The following is an 11891-nucleotide window of genomic DNA, read 5'->3' as shown; positions in this document are numbered from 1 at the left end:
ATGAGTGAGTCCTTTCTGTCCCAGGAAGAAGTCGATGCCCTGCTGGAGGGCGTGACGGGCGAGAGCCAGAAGACCGTCAAGGAGGAGATCGAGGCCGGCGCCGTCCGCAACTACGACATCTCCAGCCAGGAGCGCATCGTGCGCGGCCGCATGCCGACGATGGAAATCGTCAACGAGCGGTTTGCGCGCAACTTCCGCATCGGCCTGTTCAATTTCATCCGCCGCAGCCCTGAGATCTCCGTGGGCACCGTGTCGGTGCAGCGCTACAGCGCCTTCCTGCGCGAGCTGGTGGTGCCGACCAACTTCAACATCGTCGCCATTCGTCCGCTGCGCGGCAGCGGCCTGGTCGTGTGCGAACCGTCGCTCGTGTTCGGCATCATCGACACGCTGTACGGCGGCGTGGGCAAGTTCCAGACCCGCATCGAAGGGCGTGACTTCTCGGCCACCGAGCAGCGCGTGATCAACCGCCTGGTGGACGTGATCTGCGCGGAATACAAGAAGGCCTGGCAAGGCATCTACCCCCTGGAGCTGGCCTACCAGCGCTCGGAGATGCAGCCGCAGTTCGCCAACATCGCCACACCCAGCGAGATCGTGGTGTCCACCGCCTTCCAGCTGGAGATCGGCGACCTGGCCGGCGCGATCCACATCTGCATGCCGTATGCCACGCTGGAGCCCATCCGCGACGTGCTGTACTCGTCGGTGCAGGGTGACGCGATCGAGGTGGACCGGCGCTGGGTGCGCGTGCTCACGCGCGAGATCCAGGCCGCCGAGGTCACCCTGGTGGCCGAGCTGGCGCGCGCCGACGCCACGGTGGAGCAACTGCTGGCCATGAAGCCGGGCGACTTCATCGAACTGGAGCGCGAGCCGCGCATCCGCGCCTCCATCGAGGGGGTGCCCGTTTTCGAGTGCCAGTACGGCACGCACAACTCCAAGTACGCGATCCGCATCGAGGAATGCCTGCGCGGTGCCGAAGCGCACTGGATGGGAGAAAAGAATGTCAACTGAATCCGACCACAACGACAACTCTGGCGGGTCCGCTGCGGACGACCCGTTTGCCGGCTGGGCCGAGGCACTGGAAGAGCAAAAGCGCGTCGACGGGCAGACCATCGATGCCGAGCAGGGAGGCCCGTTGTCGGGCGAGCCCGCGCGCCCCTATGCCGCCGGCGGCGAGCCGCAGGTGCACGACATCAACATGGTGCTGGACATTCCGGTGCAGCTGTCGGTGGAACTGGGCCGCACCAAGGTGCCGATCAAATACATCCTGCAGCTGGCCCAGGGGTCGGTGGTCGAACTGGACGCGCTGGCCGGCGAGCCCATGGACGTGCTGGTCAACGGCTACCTCATCGCCCAGGGTGAAGTGGTGGTGGTGAACGATAAGTTCGGTATCCGCCTGACCGACGTGGTCACGCCTTCGGAGCGGCTGCGCCGCGTCAGCCGTGGATAGCGTGGGTATGACGCAGACGCTGCTGCTGGTGGTGCTGTTCGTCGGCGCGCTGGCGGCCTTGCCGTGGCTGGTCCGCCGGCTGCAGCAGCGCCAAGCCGGCTTGCAGGCCCATGCGGGCGGTGCCTCGCGTGTGCTTTCGGCGGTGGCCGTGGGGCCGCAGCAGCGCGTGGTGACCGTGGAGGTCGGCCCGCCGCAGCAGCGCACGCTGCTGGTACTGGGCGTGACCGCGCAGCAGATCAACTGCCTGCATGTACTGCCGGCGGCTGCAGCGCCGGGGTCGGCGCCAGCGCCTTCGTTTGCCGCCGAGATGGCGGCCGCGCGCGCGCAGACCGTACAACCGGCGAATGCGGGCGGAGACGGCCATGCATAAGGCCGTGCGCGGCATCGCGGCCGGTGCGGCTGGCTTGCTGCTGGCGGGCGCCGCCTGGGCGCAGCAGCAGCCCGCGGGTGCGCTGCCGCTGGTGATCGGCTCGGGGCCGGGCGGCACGAGCTACTCGGTGCCCATCCAGACGCTGCTGTTCTTCACGGCGCTGTCGTTCCTGCCGGCCGTGCTGCTCATGATGACGGGCTTCACGCGCATCGTGATCGTGCTGTCGCTGCTGCGCCAGGCCATCGGCACGCAGTCCGCGCCGCCCAACCAGGTCATCATCGGCCTGTCGCTGTTCCTCACGCTGTTCGTCATGGGGCCCACGCTGGACAAGGTGTACCAGGAGGCCTACGTGCCCTACACCACCAACGCCATCACCTTCGAGCAGGCCATCCAGAAGGCCGAGGCGCCCATGCGCGGCTTCATGCTCAAGCAGACGCGCCAGTCCGACTTCGCGCTGTTCGCACGCCTGGCCAAGCTGGACGAGGGCGTGACGGCCGAGACCGCGCCGCTGCGCGTGCTGGTGCCGGCCTTCGTGACCAGCGAGCTGAAGTCGGCCTTCCAGATCGGCTTCATGATCTTCATTCCGTTCCTGATCATCGACATGGTGGTCTCCAGCGTGCTCATGTCGCTGGGCATGATGATGCTGTCGCCGGTGCTGGTGGCGCTGCCGTTCAAGCTCATGCTGTTCGTGCTGGCCGATGGCTGGAACCTGCTCATCGGCTCGCTGGCCGCGAGCTTCGCGACGTGAAGGATTTCGCATGACCTCCCAGTTCGTGCTCACCATGGGCCGCGATGCGCTCACCCTGCTGCTGATGATCGCCATGCCGGTGCTGGGGGTGGTGATGGCCGTGGGCCTGCTGGTGAGCATCTTCCAGGCCGTGACGCAGATCCACGAGGCCACGCTGGCCTTCGTGCCCAAGCTGATCGCGGCCGTGGTGGTGTTCGCGATCGCCGGGCCGTGGATGCTGACCACGCTGGTGGACTTCCTGCGCCGCACGATCGAGGCCATACCGTCCGTCGTCGGGTAGGCATCTTGATCACCTTCACCGAGGCGCAGATCATGGCCTGGCTGTCGCCGGTGCTGTGGCCGTTCCTGCGCGTGCTGGCTCTGTTCACGTCGGCGCCGGTGTTCTCGATGCGCGTGATCCCAGTGCGCACGCGCATCGGGCTGGCCTTTTTGGTGGCGGTGTGCGCGCAGGCAGTGCTGCCCGAGCAGCCGGTCATCAGCCTGAACAGCCGCGAGGCCGCGGGCGCGGTGGTGCAGCAGGTCGGGATTGGCCTGGCGATGGGCTTTGCGGTGCGGCTGGTGTTCGCGGCCGTGGAGCTGGCCGGCGAAATCATCGGCCTGCAGATGGGCCTGAACTTCGCTTCCTTCTTCGACCCCGCGAGCAATGCGCAGGTGAGCGCGGTGGCGCGCTTCTTCGGCAACATCTCCATGCTGCTGTTCGTGGTGATCAACGGCCACCTGATGGTGTTGATGGCCGTGGTCAAGAGTTTCGACAGCTTCCCCGTGGGCGGCAACTTTCTGCAGGCCATCGGGCAGATGCGGCTGCACGAGCTGGGCGCGTCGCTGTTCTCCAGCGCTTTGTGGATCGCGCTGCCCATGATTGCGCTGCTGCTGTTCGTGAACCTGACCCTGGGCATCATCTCGCGCGTGGCGCCGCAGATGAACATCTATGCCGTGGGCTTCCCGGTCACGCTCACCGTGGGCATGCTGGGCATCACGGCCACACTGCCGATGCTGGAGCAGCCCATGCTGGCGCTGCTGCAGCAGTCCATCGACCTGTTCGCCGCGCCGCGTTAGCCGGTCAAAAAAGAGAGCTGCCAGCGCTTGCTGCAAGCCATTTTCAATATCAAAACATATTGAAGTGCTTGTGCATCAAGCGGTAGCAGCTATTGTTTTCATACCAACCGATTGCGGATCGCGTACACCGTCAGCTCCGCGTTGTTGGCCAGCTTGAGCTTTTCCAGCACCCGCGCGCGGTACACGCTCACGGTCTTGGGGCTGAGCATCAGCTCCTCGGCGATGTCTGACAGGCGCTTGCCCGAGGCGATCTTCACCAGCGTCTGCAGCTCGCGCTCCGACAGCGATTCATGCGGCAGCTCGGGCGTGGGCTGCGCCAGGCTGTCGGCCAGCAACTGCGCCACCTCGGGCGTGAGGTACTTGCGCCCCTGCACGATGGTCTGCACCGCGGCGATGAGCTGCACCGGGTCGCCCGCCTTGTTGGCGTAGCCGTGCGCCCCGGCCTTCAGGCAGCGCAGCGCGTACTGGTCCTCGGGATACATCGAGACGATCAGCACCTTGATGTCCGGGTGCGTCTCTTTCAGGCTGGCCATCACCTCCAGGCCGCTGCGCCCGGGCAGGTTCAGGTCCAGCAGCAGCACGTCGCAGGCGGCCGTGCGCAGCACCTCGCGCAACTCGGGATAACTGCCGGCCTCGCCGGTCACGCGGATATCGGGCGACTCGGTCAGCGTGTCGCGTATGCCGCGCCGCAGCACGGCATGGTCATCGCATAGCACCACCTGGATCACTGCACATCTCCTGCTTTGCCTGCGGGCGATGTTAGCGGCACGGTCATGATCACCGACGTGCCATGCCCCGGCCGGCTGCTGATGTCCATCCAGCCGCCCGCGCGCCGCGCGCGCTCCTGCAGGCCCTGCAGGCCGAAGGAGCGGGGTTTCTTGCGCATCTCGGGCGCCATGCCGCGGCCGTCGTCGGTCACCTCCAGCGTCAGCACGTCCTCGTGGTCCGACAGATCGATGCGCACCTGGCCGGCCTGCGCGTGCTTTTGCACGTTGGTCAGCGCCTCTTGCGCGGTGCGGTAGGCCACCAGTTGCAGCGCGGGCGGCACGTCCAGCGCCTCGCGGCTGGCGGTGACGCGCACGGGGATGCGCGTGCGGCGCTCGAAGGTCTCGGCCAGCCAGCGCACGGCGGCCACGAGGCCCTGGTCCAGCACGGGCGGGCGCAGGTTCATCATGAGGCGCTGGGCCGCGTCGATGGCGTGCTGCAGCATCTCGGTGGCGGTGCCGGCGTGTTCGCGCAGGCCGTCCTCACCGGCGTGGCGGCCGATCCAGGCCAGGTCGAATTTCACCGCGGCCAGCGCGCCGCCGATGTCGTCATGGATCTCGCGCGCGATGGCGGCGCGCTCCTCCTCGATGGAGGTCTGCAGGTGCTCGGCCAGGTCGGCCAACTGCTGCCGGGACTCGGCCAACTCGGCCGCGGCCTCCTCGCGCGCGCGGCGGGCCTGCGCGACCTCCATCGCACGCGCCAGCACATGCGGCAGGCGCGCCATGTCGTCCTTGAGCAGGTAGTCGGCAAAGCCCAGCCGCATGGCGTCTACCGCGGCGGCCTCGCCGATCGCGCCGGACAGCAGCACGAAGGGCGGGTGCCCCGGGCATTGCTCCACGATGCGCCAGGCATCCAGCGCCGTGAAGCCGGGCAGGCGGTAGTCCGCCAGGATCACGTCGAACGATTCCCGCTCCAGCCACCCGGTGAAGGCCTCCAGGGAGTCCACTTGGTGGATCTCATGGGACAGCCCGGCGCGCCGCAGCGTCAGCCGCACCAGCGCGTGGTCGGCGGTTGAGTCCTCGAGATGCAGCACTCGCACGGGTCTTTTCGGGGCCTCAAGATCGGTGGGAGTGGGTATCATAGGATACATATTGGAACAAATTGGGGCCCGAAACGGTCATTCCAGCCTGTGGCGCGGTACAACGGATGCCGTAATGCTGCAGCACAGGCGACAGGATTGGGCCCCGGACGATGGTGCCGCCGGCTATGCGCCAGCAGCAATGGAGAAACGATGCAATCTACGCTAAATACGCCAGATGGGCCTGCCGCGCAGGTGCCCGTCATGGTGGCGGCCGAGTTGCAGGATTCCCTGCTGATGGCCATGCACGACCTGCACCGGCTGGAAGGGCTGCTCAACCACGCCACCGAGAACCTGCTCGCGCGTTTCGGCGAGGCCAACGCCTCGCTGACGGATGAGCTCATCGGCGCGTCGGCAGAGTTGGCCGATCTGCGCACCGCCTTGCGCAGTGCAGTGACGGAGTTGCAGTTTCACGACATGGCGACCCAGCTCATCATCCACACTACCAAGGTGTTGCAGGGATGCGCCTTTCGCCTGGCGGCCGAGACCATGGGACAAGAAGAGGGGGAGGACGCCGCGCCGCTGGAGGGCGTGGTGCCCGATCGGCCCAACCCTGTCACGCAAAGCGAGATGGAGGCCGGCTCGATCGAGCTGTTCTGATCCAGGCGCGGTTCCCGTATCTCCCAACCCATTAACCTTATTCAAATCAAAAGTCGTTGGAGCTTTACATGCAGTCCATTCTTGCGGTCGATGATTCTCCGTCCATGCGGAAAATGGTTTCCTTCACGCTCACCGGAGCGGGGTACCACGTGGTGGAAGCGGTGGATGGCCAGGACGCGCTGGAAAAGGCCGAGACCCACGACATCCATCTGGTGCTGGCCGACCAGAACATGCCGCGCCTGGACGGCATCGGCCTCACGCGCAAGCTGCGCGAGCATCCGCGCTTCAAGAGCATTCCCATCCTCATCCTCACGACGGAATCCAGCGACCAGATGAAGCAGGCCGGCCGCAGCGCGGGCGCCACCGGCTGGCTGGTCAAGCCGTTCGACCCCACGCGCCTCATCGAAGTGATCCAAAAGGTCATCCGCTGATCGCGCCGGCCACACCAACACCTACGACGTAGCACACAGGAACTCGGGACCATGGCGGATACCTACCAAGAGGGCGCAGGCGCGGACTTTGACCTCAGCCAGTTCTATCAGATCTTCTTCGAAGAGGCCGGCGAGAACCTGGACCAGATGGAGCAGATGCTGCTGGACCTGGACGTGGATGCCGCCAACGACGAAGAGCTGAACGGCATCTTCCGCTGCGCGCATTCCATCAAGGGCGGCTCGGCCACCTTCGGTTTTTCGGATGTGGCGGAACTCACGCACCAAATGGAATCGCTGCTGGACCGGCTGCGCCGCCACGAACTGCAGCTGATCCCGCAGATGGTGGACGTGCTGCTGGAGTCGGCGGACGCCTCGCGCAGCCTGCTGGCACGCCATCAGGCGGGCGGGCAGGGTGAGGCGGTTTCCACGCATGACCTCGTGCGCCGCATCAGCGAACTGGCGGCCGGCGCCGTGCCAGCGGCAGCACCCGCCGCAGCGGCGCCCGCTCCAGCGCCTGTGGCTGCTGCGGCTCCTGCGCCAACGCCCGCGGTGGCGCCGGTGGTGCCCGCTGCGGCGGTCCCCGGCGGCGCTCGCTCGCTGGAGATCCACATCGGTCCACTGGCCCAGGTGACATTGGCCGATGCGATCAAGGACCTGTTCCGCGACATCCCGGGCTTGGGCAGCATCAACGATCTGCCGGAAGACCGCCCCGGCATGCGCCGGTTCGCGGTGCAGACCACGTCCACGGACGAGGATCTGCTGGACCTGTTCGCATTCCATGTGGCGAAAGAGCAGGTGGCCATCCACGACGCGGCGACCTCCGCGGCGCCTGCCGCGCAAGAGGCCCATGAGCCGCTAGAGCCATCCGCTGCGGCCCTGGCCGAGCCGTACGGCTTCTTTGCCGGCGCGCCGGGCGTGCCTGTCGAGGCCGCTCCTGCCGCCGCACCGGCCAGTGCTGCTGAGCGGCCCGCCGCGCGTGCCGCCTCCGCCGAGGCCAAGGGCGGCGCGCAGGCCTCCATGGAATCGTCCACCATCCGCGTGGCGGTGAGCAAGGTGGATCAGCTCATCAACCTGGTGGGCGAACTGGTCATCACCCAGGCCATGCTGGCGCAGAACAGCCGTGGCCTGGATGCGGGCGTCTACCAGCAACTGCTGGCAGGCCTGGCCGACCTGGACCGCAACACGCGCGACCTGCAGGAATCCGTGATGTCGATCCGCATGATTCCCATGTCGATCGTGTTCAACCGATTCCCGCGCATGCTGCGTGACTTGGCGGGCAAGCTGGGCAAGAAGGTGGATTTCGTCACCCACGGCGAGGCGACCGAACTGGACAAGAGCCTGGTCGAGAAGATCACCGACCCGCTGACCCACCTGGTGCGCAACAGCTGCGACCACGGCATCGAGATGCCCGCCGACCGCCTGGCTGCGGGCAAGCCAGAACACGGCACCATCACGCTGTCGGCATCGCACCAGGGGGGCTCCATCGTGATCGAGGTGCGCGACGACGGCAAGGGCATGTCGCGCGAGAAGATCCTCAAGAAGGCGCGCGAGCGTGGGCTGGATGTTTCCGACGCCATGCCCGACAGCGAGGTCTGGAACCTGATCTTCGCGCCCGGTTTCTCCACGGCGGATGTGGTGACCGATGTCTCGGGCCGCGGCGTGGGCATGGACGTGGTCAAGCGCAACATCACCGCGCTGGGTGGTTCGGTGGAGATTGATTCCGCTGAAGGCTACGGCATGCGTGTGTCCGTGCGCCTGCCGCTGACGCTGGCCATCATGGACGGCATGTCGGTAGGCGTGAGCGACGAGGTGTACATCCTGCCGCTGTCGTCAGTGGTGGAGTCGTTCCAGGTCAACGGTGGCGAAGTGAACACCGTGGCCCAGGGCTCCCAGCTGGTGAAGGTGCGCGACGAATACATGCCCGTGGTGGCGCTGGAGAAGATCTTCCAAGTGCCGCGCCCCGACGCGAATTCCACCAGCAGCATCATGGTGGTGGTGGAGGCCGATGGCAGCCGCGTGGCCGTGCTGGTCGACGAACTGCTGGGGCAGCACCAGGTGGTGGTGAAGAACCTGGAGACCAACTACCGCAAGGTGCCCAACGTGTCGGGCGCCACCATTCTGGGGGATGGCACCGTGGCCTTGATTCTGGACACGGCTGCCCTGGTGCGCCGTGCGCGCCACTGAATTGCGAAACGCTGAACGACGAGGAGTGAGGGCATGAGTCTGGTGGACAAGGGTGCAGAGACCACGGCTGCGGGCGCGAGGGAATACCTGACGTTCCGCCTGGGCCAGGAGGAATACGGCATCGACATCCTCAAGGTGCAGGAAATCCGCGGCTATGAAAACCCCACGCGCATCGCCCATGCGCCGGCTTTCATCAAAGGGGTGACCAACCTGCGAGGCACCATCGTGCCGATCGTGGACATGCGGCTGCGCTTCAACTGTGCGCAAGCCGAGTACAACAGCTTCACGGTCGTCATCATCCTGAACCTGCGCGAGCGGGTGGTGGGCATCGTGGTGGATTCCGTGAGCGACGTGATGGAGCTGACGCCCGAGCAGGTACGCACGGCCCCGGACATCGAGAGCTCCATCGACGCGCAGTGCATCCGCGGGCTTGGCTCGGTGGGCGACCGCATGCTCATCCTGCTGGACATCGAAAAACTCATGGCCGGCATGGACATGGGCCTTGCCATGGCCGGGGACTGATGCGGCGAGCCGCAGCCTTCCCGCTATACACACGTTGACGAGCGCGCCATGAGCCTGACCGCCAGCCCCACCGCCGCGCCACGGCGCCCGGCCCGCCCCGCTGCGGGGGCTGCTGCTCCCGTGGCCGAGAGTGGCGAAGGGCGCGAGTTCGCCTGGACCCATCAGGACTTCGCGCGGGTGCAGTCCCTGATCTACCAGCGCGCCGGCATCAGCCTGCATGATGGCAAGCACGCCATGGTGTACAGCCGCCTGTCGCGCCGCTTGCGCGATACCGGGTACGACAGCTTTCATGAGTACCTGAGCTGGCTGGAAGGCCACGACGGGCCGGAGTGGCAGGAGTTCGTGAACGCCCTGACCACCAACCTCACGGCGTTCTTTCGCGAGCAACACCATTTCGAGATCCTGGCGTCGCTGCTGCGCATGCGCTCTGCCGGGCCATGGAACATCTGGTGCAATGCGGCATCGACCGGCGAAGAACCTTACTCGATCGCGATGACCGTCCTGGAAACCCTGGGCAACAACGCGTCTTTCAAGCTGACGGCCAGCGACATCGATTCGCGGGTGCTGGCCACGGCCGCCCGCGGGGTCTATCGCCTCGACGGTCTGAAGGGCTTGAGCCAAGAGCGTCTGCAGCGCTTCTTTCTGCGCGGCAAGGGCGGCAACGCCGGGCTGGCACGTGTGCGCCCCGAGTTGCGCAAACCCATCGAGTTCCTGAGCGTGAACCTGATCCGCGACGACTGGCCGTTCCGCGAGCCCTTCGACGTGGTCTTTTGCCGCAACGTGATGATTTATTTTGACGGCCCCACCCAGCGACGGGTGCTGGAGCGCATCCACCGTGTGCTCAAGCCCGGCGGCATGCTGTTCGTGGGGCATGCCGAGAACTTCAGCGATTCGCGCGACCTTTTTGCCCTGCGAGGCAAGACGGTGTACGAACGCATCTGATGCGGGCATGTTTGACCTACCGCGAGGCGCTGGCGATCCATGAGCATCACACCCGGAGCTGATCCACGGCCCTCTGCCTTGCCGGGCGGGGGCCTGGAGCGCCGGCGCACGCCCCGCATCACGCCTCTGCCTGTGAATGCCCCGGCAGGCACCGCGCCTGCCATGACGCTGCAGGAGCTCAAGGCCTGTCCGCGCAGGCCGGGTGAGGCATCGTTTTTCTTTTTCGATCACCATTTCCAGCACAACGCGGTGAAGGTCTTGCCAGGCGAGTTTTTTGTCTCGCACGACAGCCTGGCCATCATGACGGTGCTGGGATCGTGCATTGCCGCCTGTCTGTGGGACAGCCGCATGCGCGTGGGAGGCATGAACCACTTCATGCTGCCCGAGGGGGACAGCGCCGATGCGTCGGGCCGGTATGGTTCCTACGCCATGGAACTGCTCATCAATGAGATGATGAAGCTGGGCGCTCGCCGCGAGACGCTGCAGGCCAAGATCTTCGGCGGTGCCCAGGTGATGCACAACTTCACCACGCTCAACGTGGGCGAGCGCAACACCCGCTTTGTGCAAGACTATCTGGCCACGGAGCGCATTCCGGTGGTGTCGGAGGACGTGCTCGACATCTATCCGCGCAAAGTGGTGTTCTTTCCGGTGACAGGCAAGGTGATGGTCAAGCGCCTGGCGCATGCCCATCCAGAAACGCTGGAGCAGGAAGTGGTGCGGGGCAACGCGGCTACCGTGGCGCGCGCCACCAGCGGAGGCTCCGTGGATCTGTTCTGATCGGCGGCACTAACAACACAGCAAGGATTTGAAAGGCATGAGCGGCAAGATCAGGGTGATCGTGGTGGACGATTCGGCATTGGTGCGCAGCCTGCTGTCGGAGATCATCAACCGCCAGAGCGACATGGAGTGCATCGGCACGGCCAACGACCCGCTGATCGCGCGCGAGATGATCCGCGAGAAAAATCCCGACGTGATCACGCTCGATGTGGAGATGCCGCGCATGGACGGCATCGACTTCCTGGGGCGCTTGATGCGCCTGCGGCCGATGCCCGTGGTGATGATCTCGACCCTGACCGAGCGCGGCGCCGAAGTGACCATGCGGGCGCTCGAACTGGGGGCCGTGGATTTCGTCGCCAAGCCGCGCGTGGGGCTGTCCAGCGGACTGAACGAATTGGCGGCTCAGATCGTGGACAAGATCCGCGTTGCGGCCGTGGCCCATGTGCGGCGCGCCCCCGCGCGCAGCGCCGCCGCCATTGTCCACCCCGATGCAGGTGCCGCTACCGCGCCGGCTCCCGCTCCCACGGCGTCGGCGCTGCTGGGGCGCGTCTCTACCGAAAAGGTGATCTGCATTGGCGCGTCGACCGGCGGCACCGAGGCCATCCGCGAGGTCCTGATCCATATGCCGGCGGACTCTCCGGCCATCGTGATCACCCAGCACATGCCGCCAGGGTTCACCACCAGTTTTGCCGCGCGGCTCAACAGCCTGTGCCAGATCACGGTCAAAGAGGCGGTGAACGGCGAGCGGATTCTGCCCGGCCATGCCTATATTGCGCCGGGGGGGCGGCAGTTCTACCTGGCACGCAGCGGCGCCAACTATGTAGCGGTGGTGGATGACAGCCCGCCGGTCAACCGGCACAAGCCTTCGGTGGAGGTGCTGTTCAAGTCGGCAGCTGCCGTGGTGGGGCGCAATGCCTACGGCATCATGCTCACCGGCATGGGCGGGGATGGCGCTGCTGCCATGCGTGAGATGC

At 66.1% G+C, this 11891-nt stretch carries 15 protein-coding genes (1 of these 15 running past the window's edge); 13 read left to right on the top strand and 2 right to left on the bottom strand.

Translation table 11 applies throughout. The annotated features are described in order from the left end of the window. The 6 genes from fliM to fliR are packed head-to-tail and all read left to right on the top strand — an operon-like array spanning position 1 to position 3618. Positions 1 to 1005, top strand: coding sequence for a flagellar motor switch protein FliM (gene fliM, locus K2L43_RS16665; protein WP_011806887.1), 1005 nt, complete (start codon positions 1 to 3; stop codon positions 1003 to 1005). Next, positions 995 to 1444: a flagellar motor switch protein FliN gene (gene fliN, locus K2L43_RS16660; RefSeq protein WP_011806886.1), complete on the top strand. Its 450-nt coding sequence runs from the start codon at positions 995 to 997 to the stop codon at positions 1442 to 1444. The genes fliM and fliN overlap by 11 nt, the downstream gene beginning before the upstream one ends. A 7-nt stretch (positions 1445 to 1451) precedes the next feature. Beyond that, the gene (locus tag K2L43_RS16655) at positions 1452 to 1814 is read left to right on the top strand and encodes a flagellar biosynthetic protein FliO (protein ID WP_220638041.1); all 363 of its coding nucleotides are present in this window, start codon (positions 1452 to 1454) and stop codon (positions 1812 to 1814) included. Then, positions 1807 to 2562: a flagellar type III secretion system pore protein FliP gene (gene fliP, locus K2L43_RS16650; RefSeq protein ID WP_011806884.1), complete on the top strand. Its 756-nt coding sequence runs from the start codon at positions 1807 to 1809 to the stop codon at positions 2560 to 2562. The genes K2L43_RS16655 and fliP overlap by 8 nt, the downstream gene beginning before the upstream one ends. 10 nt (positions 2563 to 2572) lie before the next feature. Continuing rightward, a complete protein-coding gene (fliQ, locus tag K2L43_RS16645; protein WP_011806883.1) occupies positions 2573 to 2842 on the top strand; it encodes a flagellar biosynthesis protein FliQ in 270 nt (89 codons plus the stop codon). Between the two features lie 5 nt (positions 2843 to 2847). Beyond that, positions 2848 to 3618, top strand: coding sequence for a flagellar biosynthetic protein FliR (gene fliR / locus K2L43_RS16640; protein WP_011806882.1), 771 nt, complete (start codon positions 2848 to 2850; stop codon positions 3616 to 3618). Between the two features lie 98 nt (positions 3619 to 3716). Here the strand turns inward: fliR and K2L43_RS16635 are convergent, their stop codons facing one another. Both K2L43_RS16635 and K2L43_RS16630 read right to left on the bottom strand, forming a co-directional pair. Beyond that, on the bottom strand, positions 3717 to 4346 hold the full coding sequence (locus K2L43_RS16635) for a response regulator transcription factor (protein ID WP_220638040.1): 630 nt from the start codon (positions 4344 to 4346) through the stop codon (positions 3717 to 3719). After that, a complete protein-coding gene (locus K2L43_RS16630) occupies positions 4343 to 5464 on the bottom strand; it encodes an ATP-binding protein (RefSeq protein WP_220638039.1) in 1122 nt (373 codons plus the stop codon). The genes K2L43_RS16635 and K2L43_RS16630 overlap by 4 nt, the downstream gene beginning before the upstream one ends. Before the next feature lie 150 nt (positions 5465 to 5614). Between K2L43_RS16630 and K2L43_RS16625 the strand changes: the two genes are divergently transcribed. From K2L43_RS16625 to K2L43_RS16595, 7 genes are all read left to right on the top strand, one after another. Beyond that, the gene (locus tag K2L43_RS16625) at positions 5615 to 6061 is read left to right on the top strand and encodes a hypothetical protein (RefSeq protein WP_220638038.1); all 447 of its coding nucleotides are present in this window, start codon (positions 5615 to 5617) and stop codon (positions 6059 to 6061) included. Between the two features lie 68 nt (positions 6062 to 6129). Beyond that, complete coding sequence (locus K2L43_RS16620) at positions 6130 to 6492, top strand: response regulator (RefSeq protein ID WP_011806878.1); 363 nt, start codon at positions 6130 to 6132, stop codon at positions 6490 to 6492. 51 nt (positions 6493 to 6543) lie between these two features. After that, a complete protein-coding gene (locus tag K2L43_RS16615) occupies positions 6544 to 8676 on the top strand; it encodes a chemotaxis protein CheA (RefSeq protein WP_220638037.1) in 2133 nt (710 codons plus the stop codon). Between the two features lie 33 nt (positions 8677 to 8709). Further along, a complete protein-coding gene (locus tag K2L43_RS16610; protein ID WP_011806876.1) occupies positions 8710 to 9198 on the top strand; it encodes a chemotaxis protein CheW in 489 nt (162 codons plus the stop codon). A 48-nt stretch (positions 9199 to 9246) separates the two neighbouring features. Beyond that, positions 9247 to 10140, top strand: coding sequence for a CheR family methyltransferase (locus tag K2L43_RS16605; RefSeq protein WP_172208667.1), 894 nt, complete (start codon positions 9247 to 9249; stop codon positions 10138 to 10140). 39 nt (positions 10141 to 10179) lie between these two features. Next, the gene (cheD, locus tag K2L43_RS16600; protein ID WP_220638036.1) at positions 10180 to 10917 is read left to right on the top strand and encodes a chemoreceptor glutamine deamidase CheD; all 738 of its coding nucleotides are present in this window, start codon (positions 10180 to 10182) and stop codon (positions 10915 to 10917) included. Between the two features lie 37 nt (positions 10918 to 10954). Beyond that, positions 10955 to 11891: the 5' portion of a chemotaxis response regulator protein-glutamate methylesterase gene (locus K2L43_RS16595; RefSeq protein ID WP_220638035.1), read on the top strand. Its footprint extends 176 nt past the window's final position; the window shows 937 of its 1113 coding nt (coding positions 1-937); the start codon lies at positions 10955 to 10957; its stop codon lies off the right edge, out of view.

The organism is Diaphorobacter sp. MNS-0, assembly GCF_019602835.1.
GTDB classification, from domain to species: Bacteria; Pseudomonadota; Gammaproteobacteria; order Burkholderiales; family Burkholderiaceae_C; genus Diaphorobacter; species Diaphorobacter nitroreducens.
The sequence above is the reverse complement of the archived record's forward strand: the minus strand, read 5'-3'. Positions and strand labels throughout refer to the sequence as shown.